This window comes from Streptomyces colwelliae (genome assembly GCF_048158785.1).
Lineage (GTDB): Bacteria > Actinomycetota > Actinomycetes > Streptomycetales > Streptomycetaceae > Streptomyces.
The window spans coordinates 1-24,498 of record NZ_JBLTJC010000141.1 but is presented as its reverse complement, the minus strand read 5'-3'; the positions used below and the strand labels follow the sequence as shown (position 1 = coordinate 24,498).

21 protein-coding genes and 1 riboswitch are annotated in these 24,498 nt (G+C 71.0%); of the genes, 7 read left to right on the top strand and 14 right to left on the bottom strand.

Features of this window, described 5'->3' with window-relative positions; translation table 11 throughout:
- Positions 1-17 precede the first annotated feature (17 nt).
- Genes ACNFOC_RS27095 through ACNFOC_RS27085 form a run of 3 tightly spaced genes read right to left on the bottom strand, consistent with a single transcriptional unit; the run spans position 18 to position 2,106 of the window.
- Positions 18-833 carry an inositol monophosphatase family protein gene (locus ACNFOC_RS27095; protein ID WP_416961698.1) on the bottom strand — a complete coding sequence of 272 codons (816 nt, stop codon included), beginning with the start codon at positions 831-833 and terminating at the stop codon, positions 18-20.
- Between the two features lie 8 nt (positions 834-841).
- Positions 842-970, bottom strand: a complete 129-nt coding sequence (locus ACNFOC_RS27090) for a hypothetical protein (RefSeq protein WP_416961697.1) — start codon at positions 968-970, stop codon at positions 842-844.
- Between the two features lie 8 nt (positions 971-978).
- Positions 979-2,106, bottom strand: coding sequence for a ferrochelatase (locus ACNFOC_RS27085; protein ID WP_416961696.1), 1,128 nt, complete (start codon positions 2,104-2,106; stop codon positions 979-981).
- A 240-nt stretch (positions 2,107-2,346) separates the two neighbouring features.
- Here ACNFOC_RS27085 and ACNFOC_RS27080 point away from each other — a divergent pair, with 240 nt between their 5' ends.
- Together ACNFOC_RS27080 and ACNFOC_RS27075 are read left to right on the top strand one after the other, a co-directional pair.
- Entirely contained in the window at positions 2,347-3,591 is a 1,245-nt protein-coding gene (locus ACNFOC_RS27080; RefSeq protein WP_416961695.1) for an MFS transporter, read from the top strand.
- Complete coding sequence (locus tag ACNFOC_RS27075; protein WP_416961694.1) at positions 3,551-4,870, top strand: FAD-linked oxidoreductase, L-gulonolactone oxidase family; 1,320 nt, start codon at positions 3,551-3,553, stop codon at positions 4,868-4,870. Before ACNFOC_RS27080 ends, ACNFOC_RS27075 begins: the two co-directional genes overlap by 41 nt.
- On the opposite strand, the gene ACNFOC_RS27070 is transcribed toward ACNFOC_RS27075, so the two are convergent.
- Positions 4,794-5,528, bottom strand: a complete 735-nt coding sequence (locus ACNFOC_RS27070) for a hypothetical protein (RefSeq protein WP_416961693.1) — start codon at positions 5,526-5,528, stop codon at positions 4,794-4,796. The genes ACNFOC_RS27075 and ACNFOC_RS27070 overlap by 77 nt on opposite strands.
- 481 nt (positions 5,529-6,009) lie before the next feature.
- Here ACNFOC_RS27070 and sepH point away from each other — a divergent pair, with 481 nt between their 5' ends.
- Complete coding sequence (sepH, locus tag ACNFOC_RS27065) at positions 6,010-7,038, top strand: septation protein SepH (RefSeq protein WP_416961692.1); 1,029 nt, start codon at positions 6,010-6,012, stop codon at positions 7,036-7,038.
- Between the two features lie 97 nt (positions 7,039-7,135).
- On the opposite strand, the gene ACNFOC_RS27060 is transcribed toward sepH, so the two are convergent.
- Positions 7,136-7,987, bottom strand: coding sequence for a sulfurtransferase (locus tag ACNFOC_RS27060; RefSeq protein ID WP_416961691.1), 852 nt, complete (start codon positions 7,985-7,987; stop codon positions 7,136-7,138).
- A gap of 321 nt (positions 7,988-8,308) precedes the next feature.
- On the opposite strand from ACNFOC_RS27060, the gene ACNFOC_RS27055 reads away from it, so the two are divergent.
- Both ACNFOC_RS27055 and ACNFOC_RS27050 read left to right on the top strand, forming a co-directional pair.
- A complete protein-coding gene (locus tag ACNFOC_RS27055) occupies positions 8,309-9,112 on the top strand; it encodes a VOC family protein (RefSeq protein ID WP_416961690.1) in 804 nt (267 codons plus the stop codon).
- A 74-nt stretch (positions 9,113-9,186) separates the two neighbouring features.
- A complete protein-coding gene (locus ACNFOC_RS27050) occupies positions 9,187-9,672 on the top strand; it encodes a DUF4352 domain-containing protein (protein WP_416961689.1) in 486 nt (161 codons plus the stop codon).
- A 10-nt stretch (positions 9,673-9,682) separates the two neighbouring features.
- Here the strand turns inward: ACNFOC_RS27050 and ACNFOC_RS27045 are convergent, their stop codons facing one another.
- From ACNFOC_RS27045 to ACNFOC_RS27030, 4 genes are all read right to left on the bottom strand, one after another.
- Entirely contained in the window at positions 9,683-10,330 is a 648-nt protein-coding gene (locus ACNFOC_RS27045) for a thymidine kinase (RefSeq protein ID WP_405990345.1), read from the bottom strand.
- Between the two features lie 64 nt (positions 10,331-10,394).
- Positions 10,395-11,585 (bottom strand): alkaline phosphatase family protein, encoded by a 1,191-nt coding sequence (locus tag ACNFOC_RS27040; protein ID WP_416961688.1) that lies wholly within the window; start codon positions 11,583-11,585, stop codon positions 10,395-10,397.
- The gene (locus ACNFOC_RS27035) at positions 11,585-12,181 is read right to left on the bottom strand and encodes a DUF5998 family protein (RefSeq protein ID WP_078652624.1); all 597 of its coding nucleotides are present in this window, start codon (positions 12,179-12,181) and stop codon (positions 11,585-11,587) included. Before ACNFOC_RS27035 ends, ACNFOC_RS27040 begins: the two co-directional genes overlap by 1 nt.
- 110 nt (positions 12,182-12,291) lie before the next feature.
- Positions 12,292-15,147 carry a bifunctional acetate--CoA ligase family protein/GNAT family N-acetyltransferase gene (locus ACNFOC_RS27030; RefSeq protein WP_416961687.1) on the bottom strand — a complete coding sequence of 952 codons (2,856 nt, stop codon included), beginning with the start codon at positions 15,145-15,147 and terminating at the stop codon, positions 12,292-12,294.
- A gap of 188 nt (positions 15,148-15,335) precedes the next feature.
- Between ACNFOC_RS27030 and ACNFOC_RS27025 the strand changes: the two genes are divergently transcribed.
- On the top strand, positions 15,336-15,617 hold the full coding sequence (locus tag ACNFOC_RS27025) for an HPr family phosphocarrier protein (protein WP_019061039.1): 282 nt from the start codon (positions 15,336-15,338) through the stop codon (positions 15,615-15,617).
- A gap of 161 nt (positions 15,618-15,778) precedes the next feature.
- On the opposite strand, the gene ACNFOC_RS27020 is transcribed toward ACNFOC_RS27025, so the two are convergent.
- From ACNFOC_RS27020 to ACNFOC_RS27005, 4 genes are all read right to left on the bottom strand, one after another.
- Positions 15,779-16,474: a GntR family transcriptional regulator gene (locus ACNFOC_RS27020; protein WP_416961686.1), complete on the bottom strand. Its 696-nt coding sequence runs from the start codon at positions 16,472-16,474 to the stop codon at positions 15,779-15,781.
- 187 nt (positions 16,475-16,661) lie between these two features.
- Positions 16,662-17,417: a M23 family metallopeptidase gene (locus ACNFOC_RS27015; RefSeq protein ID WP_416961685.1), complete on the bottom strand. Its 756-nt coding sequence runs from the start codon at positions 17,415-17,417 to the stop codon at positions 16,662-16,664.
- 13 nt (positions 17,418-17,430) lie between these two features.
- Positions 17,431-17,592: riboswitch (cyclic di-AMP (ydaO/yuaA leader) on the bottom strand.
- A 214-nt stretch (positions 17,593-17,806) separates the two neighbouring features.
- Positions 17,807-19,195 carry a M16 family metallopeptidase gene (locus ACNFOC_RS27010; protein WP_416961684.1) on the bottom strand — a complete coding sequence of 463 codons (1,389 nt, stop codon included), beginning with the start codon at positions 19,193-19,195 and terminating at the stop codon, positions 17,807-17,809.
- Entirely contained in the window at positions 19,192-20,547 is a 1,356-nt protein-coding gene (locus ACNFOC_RS27005; RefSeq protein ID WP_416961683.1) for a M16 family metallopeptidase, read from the bottom strand. The genes ACNFOC_RS27010 and ACNFOC_RS27005 overlap by 4 nt, the downstream gene beginning before the upstream one ends.
- A 327-nt stretch (positions 20,548-20,874) precedes the next feature.
- On the opposite strand from ACNFOC_RS27005, the gene ACNFOC_RS27000 reads away from it, so the two are divergent.
- On the top strand, positions 20,875-23,331 hold the full coding sequence (locus ACNFOC_RS27000) for a DNA gyrase/topoisomerase IV subunit A (RefSeq protein WP_416961682.1): 2,457 nt from the start codon (positions 20,875-20,877) through the stop codon (positions 23,329-23,331).
- Positions 23,332-23,340: 9 nt separating this feature from the next.
- Here the strand turns inward: ACNFOC_RS27000 and ACNFOC_RS26995 are convergent, their stop codons facing one another.
- Positions 23,341-24,432 carry a CobW family GTP-binding protein gene (locus ACNFOC_RS26995; RefSeq protein ID WP_416961699.1) on the bottom strand — a complete coding sequence of 364 codons (1,092 nt, stop codon included), beginning with the start codon at positions 24,430-24,432 and terminating at the stop codon, positions 23,341-23,343.
- Positions 24,433-24,498: the final 66 nt, after the last annotated feature.

The following is a 24,498-nucleotide window of genomic DNA, read 5'->3' as shown; positions in this document are numbered from 1 at the left end:
CCCCCCGACCACCCAAGTCAGTCGTGCCAGGCCCCAAAGTCCTCCAACAGCCGCTGGAGAGGCTCGAAGACGCCCGGGGTGCCCGCGATCGCCAGATCCCGTGCGGGGCGCTCTCCAGGCCGTCCACCGGTCAGGGCGCCCGCCTCACGAGCGATCAGGTCACCCGCCGCGAGGTCCCACGGGTTCAACCCCCGCTCGTAGTAACCGTCCAGGCGCCCCGCGGCCACATCGCACAGATCGACCGCCGCCGAACCGCCCCGCCGGATGTCGCGCAGCAACGGGATCAACTTCTGCGCCACGTCGGCCTGGTGGACACGGACCTCGGTGACGTAGTTGAACCCGGTCGAGACCAGCGCCTGCTCCAGCGGCGCCGCCGGGCGGCAGGCGAGCCTGCGTTCGCCCTCCCACGCGCCCGTGGCCCACGCCCCGCCGCCGAGCACCGCGTGGAACGTCTCGCCGCGCATCGGGACCGCGACGACCCCGGCGACGGTCTCGCCGTCCAGCTCGGCGGCGATGGAGACGGACCAAGTGGGCAGTCCGTACAGGTAGTTGACCGTGCCGTCGAGCGGGTCGATGACCCAGCGGACACCGCTGGTGCCCTCGGCGGAGGCGCCCTCCTCGCCCAGGAAGCCGTCATCGGGGCGCTGTTCGGAGATCAGGTCGGTGATCAGCTTCTCGGCCGCGATGTCCATCTCGGTGACGACGTCGATCGGGCTGGACTTGGTGGCGGCGACCGCGAGGTCGGCCGGGCGGCCGTCCCGCAGCAGGGCGCCGGCCTTGTAGGCGGCCTCCTGGGCGAGTGCGAGCAGTTCCTGGTGCACGGGGTCGGTCACGGCGCTCCTCAGGCGTAGGGGCTGTCGGCGGCGGGGCGAGAGACACGGGCCGAACGGCCGTCCCGGAACAGTCCGCCGCTCCGGCGGGCGGCCTCCTGGCCCAGCCCGAGCAGTTCCTGGTGCAGAGAGTCGGTCACGGCGCCCCTCACGCGTAGGGGCTGTCGGCGCCCGCGGCGGCGGGGCGGGGGGCGCGAGCCGGGCAGCAGCCCACCGGGCAGAGGTTGTGGCCGGCGCCGAGCGCGCCCAGGGCGCAGGGCGTGACCTGTTGCCCGCTCTCGACGGCGGCGCGCTCCAGGACCAGCTCGCGGATCGCGGCGGCGAAGCGCGGGTCGGCGCCCACGGTGGCCGACCGGCGTACGGGCAGGCCCAGTTCGGCGGCCTTGGCCGTGGCCTCCGTGTCGAGGTCGTAGAGGACCTCCATGTGGTCGGAGACGAAGCCGATGGGTGCCATGACGACCGCGGGGACGCCGGCCGCGTGGCGCTCCTCCAGGTGGTCGCAGATGTCGGGCTCCAGCCACGGGATGTGCGGGGCGCCGGAGCGGGACTGGTAGACGAGCTGCCAGGGGTGGTCGACGCCGGTGCGCTCGCGGACGGCGTCGGCGATCAGCCGGGCCACGTCCAGGTGCTCCTCGACGTACGCCCCGCCGTCTCCGTGGTCCTCGACCGGGCCGGAGCTGTCCGCGGCGGCGGTCGGGATGGAGTGGGTCGAGAAGGCGAGGTGCGCGCCGTCCCGGACGTCCTCGGGGAGGTCGGCGAGGGATTCGAGGACCCCGTCGATCATCGGCTCCAGGAAGCCGGGGTGGTTGAAGTAGTGGCGCAGCTTGTCGACCTTGGGGAGGTCGAGGCCCTCGGCCTCAAGGGCGGCCAGGGAGTCGGCGAGGTTCTCCCGGTACTGGCGGCAGCCCGAGTACGAGGCGTAGGCGCTGGTGGCGAGGACCAGGATGCGGCGGCGGCCGTCGGCGATCATCTCGCGCAGGGTGTCCGTGAGGTACGGGGCCCAGTTGCGGTTGCCCCAGTAGACCGGCAGGTCCAGGCCGTGGTCCGCGAAGTCCTTGCGGAGGGCGTCCAGGAGGGCGCGGTTCTGGTCGTTGATGGGGCTGACCCCGCCGAACAGGAAGTAGTGCTGCCCCACTTCCTTGAGGCGTTCCTTGGGGATGCCTCGCCCACGCGTCACGTTCTCCAGGAACGGAACCACGTCGTCCGGGCCTTCGGGGCCGCCGAACGAGAGCAGGAGGAGGGCGTCGTAGGGGGTGGCATCGAGCACGTCTGGCATGCCTCCGATCCTGCCACCCGCCACTGACAGCCGGGAAACGGGCGGGGTGTCTGACGGAGATCCGAACGGACGTCGGAACAGAACACCTGAACGGAGATCCGAGCGGGGATCCGCGCACGTCACGGTCGGGTGCATCGGGGTCGACCTGCTCGTAAGCTGTATCAGCCGCATTCGCACCTTACCGAGCCGCCACCGCATCACCACCGAGCCGCCCCCTGCTCCTTTCCGACCGGAGACACCGTGCCCAGCCCCTATCGCGCCCTCTTCGCCGCACCCGGCTCCAAGGGCTTCTCCGCTGCGGGGTTCCTCGGCCGTATGCCCCTGTCGATGATGGGCATCGGCGTGGTCACGATGATCTCCCAGATCAACGGGCGCTACGGGCTCGCGGGCGCCCTGTCGGCCACCATCGCGCTGGCCGCCGCCGCGATCGGGCCGCGGATCTCGCGCTGGGTCGACCAGTACGGGCAACGGCGGGTGCTGCGTCCGGCGACGCTCGTCGCGCTGACCGCGGCGGCCGGGCTGCTGCTGGCCGCGCGCTTCGAGTGGCCTGACTGGGTGCTGTTCGTGTGCGCCGCCGGCATCGGATCCGTGCCGAGCCTGGGCGCGATGGTCCGCGCGCGCTGGGCGGCCGTGTACCGGGGCACCCCGCAACTGCACACCGCGTACTCCCTGGAGTCCGTCGTGGACGAGGTGTGCTTCATCTTCGGGCCGATCATCTCCATCGGACTGTCCACGGCGTGGTTCCCGGAGGCCGGTCCCCTGCTCGCCGCCTGCTTCCTCGCGGTCGGTGTCTTCTGGCTGACCGCCCAGCGCGCCACCGAGCCCGCGCCGCACCCACGCGCGCGTGGGGACGAGGGCGGTGGTTCGGCGCTGCGGACCGCCGGTCTCCAGGTGCTGGTGGCCACGTTCGTGGCGACCGGGGCGATCTTCGGGGCGGTCGACGTGGTCACCGTCGCGTTCGCCGACGAGCAGGGCCACAAGGGCGGCGCCAGCGTGGTGCTCGCCCTGTACGCGGCGGGCTCCTGCGCGGCGGGAGTCGTGTTCGGGCTGCTGCGCTTCCGGGGAGCCCCCGAACGTCGGTGGTTGCTGGGCATATGCGCGATGGCCGTGAGTATGATCCCCCTCCTACTGGTCGGAAACTTGCCGCTTCTGGCCGTGGCGCTGTTCCTTGCGGGCCTGTCCATCGCACCCACGATGATCACGACGATGTCCCTCATAGAAGAGCACGTACCTCGCGCGAAACTCACCGAGGGCATGACCTGGGTGAGCACCGGCCTGGCGGTCGGGGTCGCGCTCGGCTCCTCCGTCGCCGGCTGGGTGATCGACGCAGCCGGCGCGCGTGCCGGGTACGGGGTTCCGGTCGTCTCCGGTGCCGTCGCGGTCGCGGTGGGTTTCCTCGGGTACCGCCGGCTCAGCAGACCGGCGCCGGGTCGGGGAGGCACCGTTGAGCACCACAGCGAGCGCGAAGAACGGCACGTGGCGTAACTGGGGCGGCACGGTCGCGTCGCGGCCCGCGCGGGAGGTCACGCCCGCCTCCGTGGAGGAACTGGCCGCGGCCGTACGGAGGGCCGGCGAGGACGGTCTGACGGTGAAGGCCGTCGGCAGCGGGCACTCCTTCACGTCGATCGCCGCCACGGACGGTGTGTTGATCCGCCCTCAACTCTTGACCGGGATCCGCAACATTGATCGCGATGCCTTGACGGTCACGGTCGAGGCGGGCACCCCGCTCAAGAGACTCAACATGGCTCTCGCGCGCGAGGGTCTGTCGCTCACGAACATGGGCGACATCATGGAGCAGACGGTCTCGGGCGCGACCAGCACCGGCACGCACGGCACGGGCCGTGAGTCGGCCTCGATAGCCGCCCAGATCAAGGGACTTGAGCTGGTCACGGCGGACGGCTCCGTGCTGACCTGCTCCGAGAAGGAGCACCCGGAGGTCTTCGCGGCCGCCCGCATCGGCCTCGGCGCCCTGGGCATCGTCACCGCGATCACCTTCGCCGTGGAACCCGTCTTCCTGCTCACCGCCCGCGAGGAGCCGATGACCTTCGACGAGGTCACCGGACGCTTCGACGAACTCTGGGCCGAGAACGAGCACTTCGAGTTCTACTGGTTCCCGCACACGGCCAGCACCAACACCAAGCGCAACAACCGCAGCGCGGGCCCGGAGCAGCCGGTGGGCAAGGTGGCCGGCTGGTTCGAGGACGAGTTCGTCTCCAACGGCCTCTGGCAGGTGGCCAACATGGTCGGCCGCGCGGCACCCGCGACCATCCCGACCATCGCCCAGATCTCCACCCGGGCCTGGTCCACGCGGACCTACACGGACATCCCCTACAAGGTCTACACCTCGCCCCGCCGGGTGCGGTTCGTCGAGATGGAGTACGCCGTCCCGCGCGCGGCCCTGGTGGACACGCTGCGGGAACTCAAGGCCATGGTCGACCGTTCGGACTTCAGGATCAGCTATCCGGTGGAGGTCCGCACCGCCCCGGCGGACGACATCGCCCTGTCCACCGCCTCCGGCCGGGACACTGCCTACATCGCCGTGCACATGTTCAGGGGCACGCCCTACCAGGCGTACTTCACCGCCGCCGAGCGCATCCTCACCGCGCACGAGGGCCGGCCGCACTGGGGCAAGGTGCACACCCGGGACGCCGAGTACTTCACCGGGGTCTATCCGCGCTTCGGCGAGTTCACGGCGTTGCGGGATCGACTGGATCCTGATCGTCGGTTCCAGAACGACTACTTGCGGAGGGTGCTGGGTCAGTAGCCGACGCGCTCGGCGTGGGGGTCGGCGTACCGCCGCCGTCCGAAGCGCTGGGCGTCGGTGTCGGACTCGACGTCGTACCAGCGCCGTTGGACGGTGCGTTGCCGTCGGTCGAGCCGGATGACGTCTCCGGGTCGGCCGACGAGCCGTCCGGGGAGCCGGACGGGGAATCGGCCGGACTCGGCTCGCCGTCACCCGACTTCGAGGACGACGACGTGTCGTGTCCGGTGACGGCGGCGCTGACCGTGGTCCCCTTGCCGCCGCTGAAGCTGTCGCCGGACACCAGCTCGTACACGGTGATCCCGGTCATGGTGACCCCGAAGACGAGGGCCGCGGCGAGCAGCGGGCGCTTCCAACTGCCCACCCGCGCGCGGTAGACGGTGCCCTTGGTGAACTCCCCCGGGCGCGCGGGGCTCTGTTCCGCCTCCTTGGACGTGACCGTCGCCTCCCGGAGCTGTGCGCCGGTCCGGCTGAAGAAGTGCTGGAAGACGGAGCCTCCGGAGGTGGCTATCGCGCTCACGACGCCGGCGCCGAGGATCGTGCCGTAGACCCCGAAGTAGGAGGCGAGTTTGGCGGCCACCACCGCCGCCACCGCACTGCCCGCGACGTGAGGGACGCTCAGATCGATCCGCTTCTTGCTGACATCGGGCCTTGCACGCATTCCTGGACCTAGCCTCGCTTTCTCGCACTTTCTCGTACCTGATCAACTATCTGTACGACAAAGGGACGTACGGTCGAAACCAATAGTTCCGTTTCCGGCTATTGCGTGAAGTACGCCACTTTCAAGATCGCCCGAACCCCGCTCCGGGCCGCCAAGTCCCGCCCCCCACAAGAAGTTGGGCGGCGTGCCAATCCACGCACGTGGTCCAAATGGAGTACTGTTGCGAGCCCTGGGTGCGGTCTCCTGCCAGGGCGTCCGCGGCCTCAATGGACCGCCCAGAGGGGGCCAGTTGCACAGGGTGATGTAGTTGGTCACTTAGCGTTGCGAATAGGTAACCGTGCCATAACGGCGAGTCAGGGCCCGTGCCCGACACGCCGGGCAACTCGGCAAGGTTGTGGCAGGCTGCACCCGGGCAGGCCACACTCGACTAGCGGAAGCAGCGACGCACGTGACGTCGGCAGGCACCACCCGGGAGGTCCCCATGCCCGAACTGCGTGTCGTGGCCGTCTCTAACGACGGCACACGGCTGGTGCTGAAGGCTGCGGACAGCACGGAGTACACGCTTCCGATTGACGAGCGTCTGCGCGCCGCGGTTCGCGGCGACCGTCCCCGCCTCGGCCAGATCGAGATCGAGGTGGAGAGCCATCTCCGCCCCCGAGACATTCAGGCACGTATACGTGCCGGCGCCTCCGCCGAGGAGGTCGCCCAGCTCGCCGGTATCCCCGTCGACCGGGTGCGCCGCTTCGAGGGCCCCGTCCTCGCGGAGCGCGCCTTCATGGCCGAGCGGGCCCGGAAGACTCCGGTCCGCCGCCCCGGCGAGAACGCAGGCCCCCAGCTCGGCGAGGCCGTCCAGGAGCGACTGACGCTGCGCGGTGCCGAGAAGGACACCGTCCAGTGGGACTCCTGGCGCCGCGACGACGGCACCTGGGAGGTCCTGCTGGTCTACCGGGTCGCGGGCGAACCGCACTCGGCGAGCTGGACGTACGACCCGCCCCGGCGGCTCGTCCAGGCCGTCGACGACGAGGCGCGCTCGCTGATCGGTGAGTCCGACGACCTCTCCACCACGCCCGAGCCCAGCTTCCCGTTCGTGCCGCGGATCGCCCGGCTGCCGCGCGACCGGCCGCTGGACCGTGCCCTGGAGCGCCCGGAGCGTCCCGCGCTGCCGTCTCCCGAGCCGGTCGAGGAGAGCGAGCGCGACTCGCTGACCAGCCTCCTGGAGGCGGTACCGAGCTTCCGCGGCGACATGGTGGTCCCCGAGCGCCCCTCGGAGCCCCCGGAGGAGCCCGCCGCCGTGGAACCCGAGGCGGAGGAGCCCCCGGCGCCCGCCGCCTCGGCCGGTTCGGCGTACGCGGACGTCCTGATGCCCCGCTCCGTAGGGGCCCATCGCGACCGGCTCATCGGCTCCACCGACCGCCAGGCCGAGGCGGACGGCGTCCGTCCGGGTCGTAGAGCGGCCGTTCCGAGCTGGGACGAGATCGTGTTCGGGACGCGCAGGAAGAAGCAGGAGTAGTAGGACTAGCAGGAGCAGTACGGCAGTTGTTCGTACGAGGACGGAGGCCCGCGCCATTTCGGCAGCGGGCCCCCGTCCTCGTACGGCTATACGGGTGCTACTGGGGATCGGGGCCCACGGCGACCGGGCGCTCCGGGTCCGAGGACCACTCCGACCAGGAACCTACGTAGAGCGCGGCCGGGATCCCGGCCACCGCCAGCGCCAGCACCTCGTGGGCGCCCGAGACGCCGGAGCCGCAGTACACGCCGACGCCCGAACCCTCCGTAGCGCCAAGGGACTTGAAGCGGGCGGCGAGTTGCTCCGCCGGGAGGAAGCGGCCGTCCGGGCCCACGTTCTCGTTGGTCGGTGCGGACAGGGCGCCCGGGATGTGGCCGCCGACTCGATCGATTGGCTCCACCTCGCCCCGGTAACGCTCCCCCGCGCGGGCGTCGAACAGGACCCCGGTGCGGGCGAGCGCGGCGGCTCCGTCGGCGTCCAGGAGGTCTACGGCGCCCGGTTCCGGGGTGAAGTCGCCCTCGGCCGGCGTCGGTTCGGCCGTCTCCAAGGACCCCTCCCAGGAGGTAAGCCCGCCGTCTAGGACCCGCACGTCCGGGTGACCCGTCCAGCGCAGCAGCCACCACGCGCGGGCCGCCGCCCAGCCCTGGCCGCCGTCGTACACAACGACCGGGCGGCCGGCCGACACGCCCGCGTGGCGCATCGCCGCGCCGAAGTGCGCGGTGTCGGGCAGCGGGTGGCGGCCGTGGGTGCCGGGGGCGGAGGCGAGTTCCTGGTCGAGGTCTACGTAGACGGCGCCCGGGATGTGCCCGGCCGCGTACTCGGCGCGGCCGTCGAAGGGCGGCTCGCCTGCGGCCTTCGCGACGCTGAGCTGCCAACGGACGTCGAGCAGGACCGGCGGGTTCGTCCCGGCGAGATCGCTCGCCAGTTCGGATGCGGAGATGATGGCGTTCATGGTCGCCATCCTTGCGCAAGGGGTGGCCGATGCGTCCAGGTCCGACTACTCTGCTCGGCCGGACAGCCTCGATCACGAGGCGTACGGGAACGAGCACATGCTGTACAGCTGATGGACACCCCTCGGCAACCGCCCGGAAACGGACGAGTGGCCGCAGATCGGTCATCCTCTCCACCTGGGCCGCCCGTCGACGGCGCGGCCGGGGCGCGGTGCGTCACGGGGGGTGCGAGCATCGGCACGGGGCGTGCACGCGGCTGCGGCACGCGGATCCGCACTGCGGAAGCGACACGGCCACCGCGAGGGGCCTAGGAGAAGGTGAAGATGACCGAGGCACGGGGGTCGGCCGACCTGAACGGCGACACGCACACTCGGCGTACGCAGGGCACACCCTGCTGGGTGAGTCTGATGGTGCATGGGATGGCCACGACCCAGGAGTTCTACGGAGAGCTGTTCGGCTGGGAGTTCCAGCCCGGTCCGCAGCAGCTCGGCCCCTACGCGCGGGCCCTGCTCGACGGGCAGGAGGTGGCCGGCATCGGGCAGCTTCCGCCGGACCGGCATCTGCCCATCGCGTGGACACCGTATCTCGCCTCGGACGACGTGGACCAGACGGCCGAGACGGTACGGATGTGCGGCGGCACCGTCGGGGTGGGCCCCCTGGACGCGGCCGAGGCCGGCCGGCTGGCGATCGGCTCCGACCCGTCGGGGGCGGTGTTCGGCATCTGGCAGGCCCCGGCGCACCTCGGCACGACCATCACCGGAGTCCCCGGCACACCCGCCTGGAACGAGCTGCTGACCTCCGAGACCGCGAGCGTCGCCAAGTTCTACGAGGCGGTGTTCGGCTACGAGGAGGTGCCGGTGGCCTCCGCCGACTTCGACTACGTCACCCTCCACCTGGACGGCAACCCGGTCGCCGGCATCCACGGCGTCGGCACCGCCCTGCCCCGCGACCGGGGCCCGCACTGGATGACGTACTTCGAGGTGGCCGACACGGACGAGGCCCTACGCCGCGTCACGGACCTCGGCGGCCACACCCTCAGCCCACCCCACGACAGCCCCCACGGCCGCGTGGCCACGGTCGCGGATCCCGAGGGCGCGATGTTCTCGGTGATCGAGGGGCCGCGGTAGCCCTTCAGGTCGCTTCGGGTGCGGTGCGGGCGGATCATGGGGGTCATCAGCCGCTCCGCACACCTGGAGGAGCGATGCTTCGTCGTACGGCACCGCTGTTGACTTGTCTGCTGGCCGTTCCGGCGCTGGCTCTGGCGCCGGTGTCCGACAGCAAGGTGGGAGACACGCTGAGCCTCACCGGTATCAACTCCGGTGAGAAGCTCGACGTGACCGTCGTGAAGGTCGTCGATCCGGCCCGTGCCGGGCAGTTCGATCACCCGTCCCAGGGGAACCGTTTTGTGTCCGTGCAGTTCAAGCTCAAGAACACGGGTACCGCCGTCTACAAGGACTCACCGTCCAACGGGGCGACCGTGATCGACAAGGACGGGCAGCGGTTCTCCGCATCGTTGAACAATTCCACGGCCGGTCCGTCATTCCCGGGGAGCGTCACGATCAGCGCTGGGAAGACGGCCCTCGGCTTCATGACGTTCGAGGTGCCGACCGCGTCCCGTGTCGTCACGGTCCAGTTCGCCATGAACAGCGGCTTCTCCGACGACGTCGGCGAATGGCAGGTGCCCTGAGGCCCGAGTCCTACGCCGACGTCATCGGCAGTACATCCGGTGACAGGGCCGCCGCGCGCGCCGTGGCGGCCGTCATGCGGCGGCGGTGGTGGCGGCGGCACAGGACCTCGTAGCCGACCGCTTCCGCCTGGTTGACGTCGCCGACGACGACCTGGGCGCCCTCGACGACCATCTCGCCGCCTATTGTGCGGGCGTTGTGGGTGGCGCGGGCGCCGCACCAGCACAGGGCCTCGACCTGGAGGACCTCCACGCGGTCGGCCAGTTCCACCAGGCGCTGGGAGCCGGGGAAGAGCTTGGAGCGGAAGTCGGTCGTGATGCCGAAGGCGTAGACGTCGAGGCTCAGGTCGTCGACCACGCGCGCGAGTTGGTCGATCTGCACCGGCGCCAGGAACTGTGCCTCGTCGGCGATGACGTAGTCCGCGCGGCCGCCCTGGGAGAGGTGGTCGACGACGTACGCGTACAGGTCCCGCTCGTCCTCGACCTCCACCGCGTCGGTGACCAGGCCCAGGCGGGAGGAGAGCTTTCCCTCGCCCGCGCGGTCGTCCCGTGTGAAGATCATCCCCGCCAGGCCGCGCGCCGAGCGGTTGTGCTCGATCTGGAGCGCCAGGGTCGACTTCCCGCAGTCCATCGTTCCGGAGAAGAACACCAGCTCGGGCATGGGGAGTTGAGCACCTTTCGGCGGAGAGGGGGAGCAGGAGGAGGGCCAGGGGGACGGAGGGACCTCAGGAGCGTACTTCGAGCAGGGGGACCAACTGCTCGGCAGGGGTCATCGAACCGTGGTTGCCGACCATCGCCGACTCCTTCGGCTCCCGCTCGGACGCGATGACCAGGACGTCGTCGCGGGCGGCCACGATCACGTCACCGAGACGGTCGTGGACGCGCTCGTCGATGTGCGGGCCGAACCAGCCCGCCGCGATCGCCTCGTCCCGCGAGGCCACCCAGAACTGCTCGCCGAGCACCTCGCGCCAGCAGGTCAGTACGTCGTTCTCGGCGCCCCGTACCGCGTAGACGTGGCGGGCGCGGCCCTCGCCGCCGAGGAGGGCGACGCCGGCGCGCAGCTCCCAGTCCGCGTCGAAGTCGATGCGGTGCTCCTCGTCGAAGGGCACGTCGATCATGCCGTGGTCGGCGGTGACGTACAGCGCGCTGCGCGGCGGCAGTTGCTCGGCGAGGCGCTGGACGAGCCGGTCGACGTACATGAGTTGACCGCGCCAGGTGTCGGAGGCGATGCCGTAGCGGTGGCCGGCGCCGTCGAGTTCGGCGTAGTACGTGTACACCAAGGAGCGGTCCCCGGCGGCCAGTTGCTCGGCCGCGAGGTCCATGCGCTCCTCGCCGGTCAGCCGCCCGTGGAACGTTCCGCCACTGAGCGCGACCTTCGTCAGCGGGGTGTTCTGGAAGGTGGGCGAGGAGACCTGCGCGGCGTGCACGCCCGCGTCGTGGGCCAGCTGGAAGATCGTGGGGTACGGCTGCCAGGACTTCGGCTTGGTCCACGGCTGCCAGCGCAGCTGGTTCATCAGCTCGCCGGTGGCCGGGTTGCGCACGGTGTAGCCGGGCAGGCCGTGGGCGCCGGGCGGCAGGCCGGTGCCGACGGAGGCGAGGGAGGTCGCGGTGGTCGCCGGGTAGCCGGCGGTGAGCGGGCGTCCGGTGCCGCCGCGCGAGCTGCCGAGGAGCGCGTACAGGTAGGGCGCCTCGTCGGCGTGGTCCTTGATCTGCTCCCAGCCGAGGCCGTCGATCAGGAAGACGCAGTTGCGGTCGGCCGCCGTCAGCTCCGGGATCGCCGCGGTCGTACCGGGTACGCCCATGCCCGCGGCCAGCGTGGGCAGCAGGTCGGCGAGGGAGCCGGAGCCGTACTCGGGGACGGGCGCGGACTCGACGGCGAGGGGCTCGGGGTGGTCCCAGGTGGCTGGCTGCGCCATTATCGCGGTACGTCCGCGGTCGCCTCGGAGAGGGACTGCGCGAAGGCGAGGGTCTGCTGCACAGTCTCCGGGCCGTCGCCGGCCTCGCTGACGCGCAGGCTCAGGTCGTCCGCCGTCGAGTTGCCCGTGTAGCCGTGGTCGGCCTCGCAGTTGGGGTCACCACAGGCGGCCGGCTCCAGGTCGATCCGGGCGACGGCACCCCAGCCGATGGTCAGGACGACCTCGCGGGGCAGCGTGCCGGGCGTGTACGACTCCGGGTTGGCGACCACGCGGCTGAGCACCACGGACGAGATCCGGCCGAGCTTCACGGACTCCGTGGACGTCGTGGCGTACGGCGTCGGGGAGGTGCTGTCGGCGGCCTGCTCGTCGGTGTGGCTGACGATGAAGCGGTTGCCGGTGAGGACGAGCACGGTCACGTGGCGGCGCACCTCGTTCTGGTCGAACGTGGTCTCCTGGTGGACCAGGAACGACCGGATCGGCTCGCCGCCCACGGCGGCCTCCACCGCCTCGGCCACGAGGGCCGGGTAGTAGCCGCTGCGCTCGATCGCCGCACGCAGCCCCTGGGTCGTCGTACTGGTCTTGGCCATGACGTCCATCCTACGGTGGCGCACTGACTGCGAGGCACCGCCGAGCACTGTCTCGTCACAGCCGTCTCAGTACACGGGACCGGTACCAGGACACGGGATCGGTACGGGGGAAGCGGCCGTCAGTACACGGGAAGCGTCCTCGGGCCGAGGTCGTCGCGGGCGGGTGGCGGGGCCAGGCGGACGGAGGCGCCGAGCACGCTCAGGCCGTGCGCGGCCACGACGACCGGCTCCAGGGTCACGGCGACGACCTCGGGGTGATCGTCGACCAGCCGCGACACCCGCAGCATCAGCTCCTCCAGGGCAGGCGTGTCGACCGGCGTGGAGCCGCGCCAGCCGAACAGGAGCGGCGCCGTCCGGATCGACCGCACCAGCGAACCGGCCTCCCGGTCCGTGACCGGAATCAGCCGGTGCGCGGTGTCCCCGAGCAGCTGCGAGGCGGCTCCGGCGAGCCCGAACGACAGCACGGCCCCCGCCGCCGGATCGATGACGGCCCGTACGACGGTGTCGACCCCGCGCGGCGCCATCCGCTGCACCACCGGCCGCAGTTCCTCCGGCTTCCCGAACAGCTCGCCCAACTCGGCGTACGCCCGCCGCAGTTGGTCCTCGTCCGCGAGGTCCAGGCGTACGCCGCCCAGGTCGGCCCGGTGGCGCAGGTGCGGGGCGGTGGCCTTGAGGGCGACCGGGTAGCCGAGGGTGCGGGCGGCCTCGGCGGCGGCGTCGGGGGTGGGCGCGGGCAGCGCGCGGTGGACGTCGACGCCGTACTTGCCGAGCAGTTCGCACGTCTCGTCGGCGCCGAGGGTGAGGCCCTGCCCGCGCGCGAGCAGCCCGCCGATCAGTCCGGCGGAGCCCTTCTCGTCGATGTCCTCGAACTCGGGCACCCGGCCGGGGTCGGTGGCCTCGCGCCGCCACTGCGCGTACTTCACGGCTTCGGCGAGGGCGCGGACGGCGCGCTCGGCGGCGGGGAAGGCGGGGATGAGGCCGCCGCCTTCGGGGGCGGGCGTCGCGGTGGCGGCCCGCTCCGGTTCCGCGGTGCTCCGTCGGGGTGGTCCTTCCGCAGGGCGGGACCGGTCGGCGCCTCCGTCGGCACCGGGCGCCCTGGAAGCGACCTGTGGCGCCGTGCTCATCGCGGCGGACAACGCCTCGGCCAGCCCGCCGAGTTCGACGTGCACCACCAGTACCGGCTTCCCCGGAACCGCCGCCGCGGCGGAGCGCAGCGCCTCCGCCAACGCCGCGTCCTCGGCCGGCCCCTCCCCCACCGCGGGTATCGCGGTCACGACCACCGCGTCGCACGCCTCGTCGGCCAACGCCTCCGACAGCGCCCGATGGAAGTCCCCCGCCGTTGCCGCCGTGGTCAGATCCAGCGGAGCGAGCGGCCGCAGCCCCTCGGAGAGGCACGCGTCGTAGGTCAGCAGCCCGAGCGACTCGGAGTTCCCGACGATCGCCACGCGCGGACCGCCGGGCAACGGCTGGCGCGCGAGCAGCAGCCCCGTGTCGACCAGTTCGGTGATCGTCTCGACGCGGATGACCCCGGCCTGGCGCAGCAGCGCGGACACGGTCGCGTGCGGCAGCCGCGTCGCCCGTACCGCGTGTCCCTGGGGGGCGGATCCGGCGCCCTGGACCACGACCAGCGGTTTCGCCGCCGCCGTGCGCCGGGCGAGGCGGGTGAACTTGCGGGGGTTGCCGATGGACTCCAGGTACATGAGGGCGACGTCGGTGTCGGGATCGTCGTACCAGTACTGAAGGACGTCGTTTCCGGACACGTCCGCGCGGTTGCCTGACGACACGAACGTGGACACGCCGGTGACTCCGGTGACCCCGCCGCCGCGCCGGTGCAGCCGGGAGAGCAAGGCGATGCCGATGGCGCCGGACTGCGCGAACAGTCCGATGCGTCCGGGGCGCGGCATCTCGGGCGCGAGGGACGCGTTCAGCCGTACGTCGGCCGCGGTGTTGATGACCCCGAAGGCGTTCGGCCCGATGATGCGCATGCCGTACGTGCGCGCGTGGCGCACGAGTTCGCGCTGGCGCTCGCGTCCCTCGGGGCCGCTCTCGGCGTACCCGGCGGTGACGACGACGAGCCCCTGCACCCCGTGTTCGCCGCACTCGGTGACGACTTCGGGGACGTGCTCGACGGGGACGGCGACGACCGCGAGGTCCACGGGGCCTTCGATGTCGCGGACCGAGCGGTACGCCGGCACCCCGTCGAGGTCCTTCCGCTCCTCGGGGAATGCCTTGTTCACGGCGTACAGGCCGCCGGTGAACCCGGCGTCCCTGATGTTGTCGAGAACGCTGCGGCCCACTCCTCCGGGCGTGCGGCCCACGCCGACGACGGCGACCGAGCCGGGCACCAACAGCCGTCGTACGGACCGCGCTTCGGCGCGCTGCTCCCGCGCGCGCTGCACGGCGAGGGACCGATCAGTGGGTTCGAGGTCAAACTCCAGGCGTACGACGCCGTCCTCGAAGCTGCGCTTCTGGGTGTAGCCGGCGTCCGTGAACACCTTGATCATCTTGTTGTTGGCGGGCAGCACCTCGGCGGCGAAGCGGCGGATGCCGCGCTCGCGGGCGACGGCCGCGATGTGCTCCAGGAGGGCGGAGGCGACGCCCCTCCCCTGGTGCGCGTCCTGCACGAGGAAGGCGACCTCGGCCTCGTCGGCGGGGGCGGAGGCGACACGCCCGTCGGCACTAATGCGGTCATAGCGTACGGTGGCGATGAACTCGCCGCCGACGGTGGCCGCGAGTCCCACCCGGTCCACAAAGTCGTGGTGCGTGAAGCGGTGGACATCCTTGGCGGACAGGCGAGGATACGGCGCGAAGAAGCGGTAGTACTTCGACTCGTCGGAGACCTGCTCGTAGAAGCTGACCAGGCGCTCGGCGTCGTCGACGGTGATGGGCCTGACGCGCGCGGTACCCCCGTCGCGCAGCACCACGTCGGCTTCCCAGTGGGCGGGGTACTCGTGCCGGTCCGACGAGGTCTGCATGGGCCCCAGCGTACGGCTCGCGTCTGACAACGGCGCGAGGCAGTCTGTGGGAGAAAACAGCAAGGGGAAGTCGGGCCGAGGCCGCGGTCCGACGACTCGCTCCGGACGGTCCACGGGACCGGTCCGGGCTCGCTTCACGTGTGGGAAACTGGTCTAGACAACCCTGAGACTCTGAAGGGCAGCATCACATGGCTGAGCGCCGCGTCAACGTCGGCTGGGCGGAGGGCCTTCACGCCCGCCCCGCCTCCATCTTCGTCCGGGCCACCACGGCCTCGGGTATCCCCGTGACGATCGCCAAGGCCGACGGCAACCCCGTCAACGCGGCCTCCATGCTCGCGGTCCTGGGCCTGGGCGCCCAGGGCGGCGAGGAGATCGTCCTCGCCTCCGAGGCCGAGGGCGCCGACGCGGCCCTCGACCGCCTGGCGAAGCTGGTCGCGGAGGGCCTTGAAGAACTCCCCGAGACCGTCTGACAACCCCGCAATTGACGGTCGCGGTGCTTTTCGCCCAAAAACGATCCACCGCAACCTCGAAGGGCTCGTCCGAATTACCGGGCGAGCCCTTCGTAATTTCCACTTACGGGCAGCATAAATAATCCCCCGCGAATTACCTCTCTTTGTATACGGCGCCCGTGTTAATGCCGCAGACCCGACATGTTTACGGGAGGTTGCGAAGTCCTCACACGCTCCGTGCCGTTCGCGCCGCCGGGAAAGCGCAGCCGGTGCGCGGTGCCCGCGCGCTCGGTGTGCAGGGCGGTGATCGCCCGCGCGCGCTCGCCGTCGCCGCGCGCCACCGCGTCCACGATGGCCCCGTGCTCGGCCCAGGACTCCACGGGGTTGGCCGGTGCGTCCACCGCGTACATCCAGGCGATCTTGTGCCGCAGCTGGGTCAGCATCGAGGTCAGCGCGGGGCTCCCGGAGGCCTGTGCCAGCGTCTCGTGGAACCAGCTGCCCAGGGAGCGCAGATCCTCGCTGTTGCCCCTCCTGGCGCGCTCCTGGCCCAGCCTGACGAGGCCGCGCAGCACCTTGAGGTGGGCCTCGGTGCGCCGCTGGGCGGCCCGCGAGGCGCCGAGCGGCTCCAGCAGCATCCGCATCTCCAGCAGGTCGGCGGCCTCCTGCTCGGTCGGTTCCGCGACGCACGCGCCCGCGTGCCGCCGGGTCACCACGAACCCCTCGGCCTCCAGCGTGCGCAAGGCCTCCCGGACGGGGACGCGCGAGACCCCGTACCGGCGCGCGAGGAGTTCCTCCGTGAGACGGCTGCCGCGCTCGTAGACACCGGCGACGATGTCGTCCCGGATCGCCGTGCATACCGAGTGCGCCGGAATACGCATGTCCGACCTCCGCCTTAATCCCCGTGAAACGTCGACGATTGACGTGTGTTCCGTGACTCTATTGCAATGAGCGGGAATTTCCGATGGCGGGCCGGAATCCATGGATATTTTTTGGACAGGAGGGCTCCGGAAACGCCGAAAGCCCCGGCCGGCGAGCCAGGGCTTCGGGAAGTGCGGCGCCGTGTCGTCAGACGTTCACGCCGTGCTTGCGGAGGTAGGCGACGGGGTCGACGTCGGAGCCGTACTCGGCGGTCGTGCGGGCCTCGAAGTGGAGGTGCGGTCCGGTGACGTTGCCTGTCGCCCCGGAGAGGCCTATCTGCTCGCCCGGGGTGACCGTCTGGCCGACGGAGACACCGATGGACGACAGGTGGCCGTACATGGTGTACATGCCGTCGGCCATCTTGATCACGACCTGGTTGCCGTACGAGCCTCCCCAGCCGGCCTCGACGACGGTGCCGGAGCCGACCGCGTGCACGGAGGTGCCGGTCGAGGCGTGGAAGTCGATGCCGGTGTGGGCACCGGAGGACCACAGGGAGCCGCCGGTCTTGTAGCCGGTGGAGACGTACGAGCCGGTGACCGGTGCGACGAAGGTGTTGAGCCTCTTGCGCTCGGCCGCGCGGGCGGCGCGTACCTCGGCCTCGCGCTCCGCCTTGGCCTGCGCGGCGGCCTTGGCCCGGGCGGTCTCCCTGGCCAGCGTTTCAGCGGCGGCCTGCTGCTGGGCGACGGCCTGGGCGTCGATCTTCTCGGCCACGGAGTCGCCCATGGCGACGACGGGGGTGAGACCGGTCTGTTCGGGGGCGGGCTCCGCGGCGAACGCGGGGGCGCTCGCGAGGGTACCGACGACGCCGGTGGTGGTGAGGGCCGCGACACTCGCGACACGAACGGTGGTGCGATGGGTCCGGCTCGGGCGACGGTGCTTCCCGGTGGCGCGGGTGAACGCCATGGAGTGGCTGGTCCTTTCCTTCCTTCTCGCCTACCGGGTTAGCTGACGGGTTCGGAGCAGGAAGGTCTCCTACGGACCCCCTCGCTGGGCGCGGGCGTCCGATTCACCCCAGGGACACTTGTGGGTCCCCGGCTCCCCTGGCTCGCGCCGTACGGGGACTCGGCGATGACTGTCCGGTGCCACGAGTGCGGCGCGGTGCCTGACGGACAGCCGGACCGACGCTAAGGGGGGCAACTTTCAATCCCCAAACGGATCACGGTTTTTGTTGCACATGCCACAGGGCAGACAGGCAACCTCTCCCCCAATTCGGACATTAGGGGGCCCTGATGACTCTTCAGTCACCAGGGCCCCCACACGCGCGTGCCGCCGATCGGCTCTCTACTTGTCGTCTACTCGGCCGGGACGACGGTCACTTCGCCGATGCCGAGAGCCTCGACGGGCTCCTTGATCTGCTCCGCGTCGCCGACCAGGATCGTCACCAGACGGTCCACCGGGAAGGCGTTCACGACCGCCGCGGTGGCCTCCACGGTGCCGGTCGCGGCGAGCTGCTGGTACAGCGTCGCCTGGTAGTCGTCGGGCAGGTACTGCTCGACCTGGTCGGCCAGCGTGCTGGCGACGGCCGCGGCGGTCTCGTACTTGAGCGGCGCCACCCCGACGAGGTTCTGTACGGCGATGTCCCGCTCGGGGTCGGTGAGTCCGCCCTCGGCGAGCTTGCGCAGCACGGTCCACAGGTCGTCCAGCGCGGGACCGGTGTTCGGGGTGTCCACGGAGCCGCTGATGGCGAGCATCGAGGCGCCCGTGCCGTCGGGTGCCGAACGCAGCACCTGGCCGAACGCCCGCACACCGTAGGTGTAGCCCTTCTCCTCGCGCAGGACGCGGTCCAGGCGGGAGGTGAGGGTGCCGCCGAGGCAGTACGTGCCGAGCACCTGCGCGGGCCACACGCGGTCGTGCCGGTCGGCGCCGACGCGGCCGATGAGCAGCTGCGTCTGGACGGCGCCGGGACGGTGCACGATCACGACCCGCCCGGTGTCGTCGGCGGTCACCGGCGGCACGGGACGCGGCTGGGCGGTGGAGCCCGTCCACGAGCCCAGGGTGTCGGCGAGCAGCGCGTCCAGGTCGATGCCGGTGAGGTCGCCGACGACCACGACGGTGGCCGTCGCGGGGCGGACGTGCCGGTCGTAGAAGGCGCGTACGGCCCCGGAGTCGATCTTCTGGACGGTCTCCTCGGTGCCCTGGCGCGGGCGCGACATGCGCGAGGTCGCCGGGAACAGCTCCTTGGAGAGCTCCTTGGCCGCGCGGCGGGACGGGTTGGCCGTCTCGTGCGGGATCTCGTCGAGGCGGTTGCGGACCAGCCGCTCGACCTCGCTGTCCGCGAAGGCGGGCGCCCGCAGCGCGTCCGACAGCAGACCGAGCCCCTTGGCCAGACGCGAGGCCGGGACCTCCAGGCTCAGGCGCAGCCCGGGGTGGTCGGCGTGTGCGTCGAGGGTGGCGCCGGAGCGCTCCAGCTCGGCGGCGAACTCTTCGGCGGAGTGCTTGTCGGTGCCCTCGGAGAAGGCCCGCGCGGTGATCGTGGCGACACCGTCCAGGCCGGCCGGTTCGGCCTCCAGGGGCGCGTCCAGGAGCACCTCGACGGCGACGACCTGCTGGCCGGGGCGGTGGCAGCGCAGCACGGTCAGGCCGTTGCCGAGCGTCCCGCGCTCCGGGGCCGGGAAGGCCCACGGCCTGGCCTCGCCGGCCTGGGGCTGCGGGTGGAATTCCATCGTGGCGAGCTCGGTCACTTGGCCGCCTCCTCGTTCTCGTCGCCGGCTTCTGCTTCGTCATCCTCGTCCGCGATGGGCTCGTACACGAGCACCGCGCGGTTGTCGGGGCGCAGTCGGGCCTTGGCGACCACCTGCACCTCCTCCGCCGTCACGTCCAGGACGCGCTGTACGGCGGTCAGGGCGAGCTGCGGGTCGCCGAACAGGACGGCGTACCGGCACAGTTCGTCCGCGCGGCCCGCGACCGTGCCGAGACGGTCCAGCCACTCGCGCTCCAACTGGGCCTGGGCGCGCTCCATTTCCTCGGCCGTGGGGCCCTCCTCGGCGAACCGGGCGAGCTCCTCGTCGATGGCGGCCTCGATGACGGGCACCTCGACGTCCCCGGACGTCTTGACGTCCAGCCACCCCAAGGAGGGCGCTCCGGCCAGCCGCAGCAGGCCGAAGCCCGCCGCAACGGCCGTACGGTCGCGCCGTACAAGGCGGTTGTAGAGGAGCGAGGACTCGCCGCCGCCGAGGATGGTGAGGGCGAGGTCGGCCGCGTCGGACTCGCGCGTGCCGTCGTTCGGCAGGCGGTAGGCGCACATCAGGGCGCGCGCCGGGACCTCTTCCTCGACGACCTCGCGCAGTTGCCCGCCGATCACCTCGGGCAGCGTGCCGTCGCGGGGCTCGGGCTTGCCGTCGTGCGAAGCGATGGACCCGAAGTACTTCTCGATCCAGGCGAGCGTCTGCTCGGGGTCGATGTCGCCGACCACGGACAGGACCGCGTTGTTGGGCGCGTAGTAGGTGCGGAAGAACGCGCGCGCGTCCTCCAGGGTGGCCGCGTCCAGGTCCGCCATCGAGCCGATCGGCGTGTGGTGGTAGGGGTGGCCCTCCGGGTAGGCGAGGGCGGTCAGCTTCTCGAACGCGGTCCCGTAGGGCACGTTGTCGTAGCGCTGGCGGCGCTCGTTCTTGACGACGTCCCGCTGGTTCTCCATGGACTCTTCGTCCAGGGCGGCCAGAAGCGAGCCCATGCGGTCGGCCTCCAGCCAGAGCGCGAGCTCCAACTGGTGGGTGGGCATGGTCTCGAAGTAGTTCGTGCGCTCGAAGCTGGTGGTGCCGTTGAGCGAACCGCCCGCGCCCTGCACCAGTTCGAAGTGGCCGTTGCCCTTCACCTGTCCGGAGCCCTGGAACATCAGGTGCTCGAAGAGGTGAGCCAGGCCGGTACGCCCCTTGACCTCGTGGCGGGAACCGACGTCGTACCAGAGGCACACCGCCGCGACCGGGGTCAGGTGGTCCTCGGAGAGGACCACGCGCAGACCGTTGGCCAAGCGGTGTTCGGTCGCTGTCAGACCGCCGGACCCTGCCTCGGCGGTGGCCGTGTGACCCATGGGCATGTACGTCCCTTCGATCGCGGATTCTCTGGCTGGAACCGCAGAAATCCTGCTCGTCCCGCCACTGTATGCAAGCGTGCGGACCGTCGGCGAAGTTCCCGGCGGACGTACGCCCAGAGCGAGATCGCGTAGCCTGCGGGCAGTCGCACACGTGGACTCACGCGGCAGCCGCCGGCGACGGACCCGAGCGGGCAACGCCGGGTCCTGGTCCGCGTTGTCAGTGCCGCGGTCCACAATGGTTCACGTCAAGACCCCGTTCACGCTTCAGCAAGAGTGAGCCGAAGGGGAGCGACCCCCAGGCGAGCGACCAGAAAAGAGGAGCCGGCAGCGATGGCCCGCCGCAGCACGAAGACCCCGCCGCCCGACGACTCGTTCGAGGAGCGGATCCTCGACATCGACGTCGTCGACGAGATGCAGGGCTCCTACCTTGAGTACGCGTACTCGGTCATCTACTCCCGAGCCCTGCCGGACGCCCGGGACGGCCTGAAGCCGGTCCACCGACGGATCGTCTACCAGATGGACGAGATGGGCCTGCGCCCCGACCGCGGCTATGTGAAGTGCGCGCGTGTCGTCGGCGAGGTCATGGGCAAGCTGCACCCGCACGGCGACGCGTCGATCTACGACGCCCTGGTGCGCATGGCCCAGCCCTTCTCCATGCGCGTGCCGCTGGCCGACGGCCACGGCAACTTCGGCTCGCTGGGCAACGACGACCCGCCGGCCGCCATGCGGTACACCGAGTGCCGGCCGTCCGAAGCGGCCAACCTGATGACCGAGTCGATCGACGAGGACACGGTCGACTTCACCCCGAACTACGACGGCCAGGAGCAGGAGCCGGTGGCCCTGCCCGCCGCCTTCCCGAACCTCCTGGTGAACGGCTCGTCGGGCATCGCCGTCGGCATGGCCACCAACATGCCGCCGCACAACCTGGGCGAAGTCATCGCCGCCGCCCGCCACTTGATCCGCTATCCGAACGCGGACCTGGACTCCCTGATGCGGCACGTCCCCGGCCCCGACCTGCCGACGGGCGGCCGGATCGTCGGCCTCACCGGCATCCGGGACGCGTACGAGACGGGCCGCGGCACCTTCAAGATCCGCGCCACGGTCGCCGTGGACAACGTGACGGCACGCCGCAAGGGCATCGTCGTCACCGAACTGCCCTTCTCCGTAGGCCCCGAGAAGGTGATCGCCAAGATCAAGGACCTGGTCGGCGCGAAGAAGCTTCAGGGCATCGCCGACGTCAAGGACCTCACCGACCGCGCGCACGGCCTGCGCCTGGTCATCGAGGTCAAGAACGGCTTCGTACCGGAAGCGGTCCTGGAGCAGCTCTACAAACTGACGCCGATGGAGGAGTCCTTCGGCATCAACAACGTGGCACTGGTCGACGGCCAGCCCCTCACGCTGGGCCTCAAGGAACTCCTGGAGGTCTACCTCGACCACCGCTTCAACGTCGTACGGCGACGCAGCGAGTTCCGCCGCACCAAGCGACGCGACCGCCTCCACCTGGTGGAGGGTCTGCTCACCGCTCTCATCGACATCGATGAGGTCATCCGGATCATCCGCTCCAGCGACAACTCGGCGCAGGCAAAGCAGAGCCTGATGGAGCGCTTCTCCCTGTCGGACATCCAGACGCAGTACATCCTGGACACGCCGCTGCGCCGCCTGACCCGGTTCGACCGGATCGAGCTGGAGTCGGAGATGGAGCGGCTCCGGGCGGAGATCGCGGAGCTGACCCGCATCCTGGAGTCGGACGCCGAGCTGCGCAAGCTGGTCTCGACCGAACTGGCCGCGGTGGCGAAGAAGTTCGGCACCGACCGGCGTACGGTCCTGCTGGAGTCGGCGGGCGCCCCCGCCGCCACCGTGCCGCTCCAGGTGGCCGACGACCCGTGCCGGGTGCTGCTCTCGTCGACGGGTCTGCTGGCCCGTACGGCGAACGGCGAGCCCTTCCCGGAGGACGCCGAGGCCCGGCGCACCAAGCACGACGTGATCGTCTCGGCGGTCCCGGCGACGGCCCGCGGCGAGCTGGGCGCGGTCACCTCGGCCGGCCGCCTCCTGCGGATCAACGTCGTCGACCTCCCGCAGCTCCCGGAGACGGCCGCCGCGCCGAACCTCTCGGGCGGCGCGCCGGTCTCGGAGTTCGTCTCCCTGGACGAGGGCGAGACGGTCATCTGCCTCACCACCCTCGACGAGTCGTCCCCGGGTCTGGCCATCGGCACGGAGCAGGGCGTCGTCAAGCGCGTGGTCCCCGACTACCCCACGAACAAGGAGGAGTTGGAGGTCATCACACTCAAGGACGGCGACCGGATCGTCGGCGCGATCGAGCTGCGCACCGGCGAGGAGGACCTGGTCTTCATCACGGACGACGCCCAACTCCTGCGCTACCAGGCCTCCCAGGTCCGCCCCCAGGGCCGCCCGGCCGGCGGCATGGCGGGCATCAAGCTCACCGACGGCGCGAAGGTCATCTCCTTCACCGCCGTCGACCCCGCCGTGGACGCTGCGGTGTTCACGATCGCGGGCTCACGCGGCACCTTGGACGACTCGGTCCAGACGACGGCGAAGCTGACCCCGTTCGACCAGTACCCCCGCAAGGGCCGGGCCACCGGCGGCGTCCGCTGCCAGCGCTTCCTGAGGGGCGAGGACTGCCTCTCCCTGGCCTGGGCGGGCGCCGTACCAGCCAAGGCGGCACAGCGGGACGGCACCCCTGCGGAACTCCCCGAAATGGACCCGCGACGGGACGGCTCGGGCGTGTCGCTGGCCAAGACGGTGTCGGTGGTGGCGGGGCCGGTGTAGCCCCGACCGTCAGTCGTCCAGCCCCGGATCCGGGTCCAACTCCGGCTCGGATTCGGGTACTTGGCCGTACGCGGTCTCCTGATCCAGCTCCTGTACGTAACGGAGGACGCCCCACATGCCGCGCTCGTCGGCATGCGGGGCGTCGCCGTCTCCGCCTCTGCACGCCTCCAGCTCCTTGCCGAGGGCGGCCAGGTCGAGACCGGTGCCGATGAGCACGAGCTGGGTCAGCCGGGTGTCACCGTCCTCACCGGCCCAGGGCTCGGGGTAGAAGCGCAGAAACCGTCCTACGGCGTGCACGGCGTACCGATTACGCGAATCGTGGGCGCCGAAGTCGACGTACCCCTTGATGCGGTAGAGCCCCTCGGGCCGGCTGTCCAGGAACTCCATCAACCGGCGCGGGTCCATGGGCGTGCCGGAGGTGAAGGAGAGACTGTCGTAGGCGGTGTGCAGGTGGTCGGCGTGTGCGTCGCCGCCCTGGTCGTCACCGGTGTGCTCGTGCAGGTCGTCGAAGGTCAACTGCCCGACGCGCTCCTCGTTCGGCCGGCAGTCGAAGAGGAACTCGGGGTCGATCCGGCCGTAGGTCGCGGGTACGACGGCGGCACGGTCGGTGAGCGAGCCGACGAGTCCGAGGACGCGCGGGGCGTCGGCCGCCCGGTCCAGCTTGTTGACGACTACGAGGTCGGCGAGGGCGAGATGCCGGTCGATCTCGGGGTGCTTCGCGCGCGTGTCGTCGAACTCGGCGGCGTCGACGACCTCGACGAGCCCGCCGTAGACGATCCCCGGGTGCTCGCTGGCGAGCAACATGCGCACCAGTTCCTCCGGTTCGGCGAGTCCGCTGGCCTCGATGACGATGACGTCGATACCGGCGGAGGGCCGGGCGAGCCGCTCCAGATAGACGTCGAGTTCACTGGCGTCGACGGCACAGCACAGGCACCCGTTGCCGAGCGACACGGTCGAGTCACCGAGCGCCCCGGCCACGGCCAGCGCGTCGATCTCGATCGCCCCGAAGTCATTGACGATCGCTCCGATACGGCTGCCTCCGCTGCGGTGCCGTAGGTACTGTGCCTTGATCCGGGTGACGAGGAAGCTGCACGCGTACACCTCGGCGAGGACGCCGTAGAGGGCGTCTTGTTGGGTGCGGTAGTTCAGGACGGGGAGGTCGGTGCG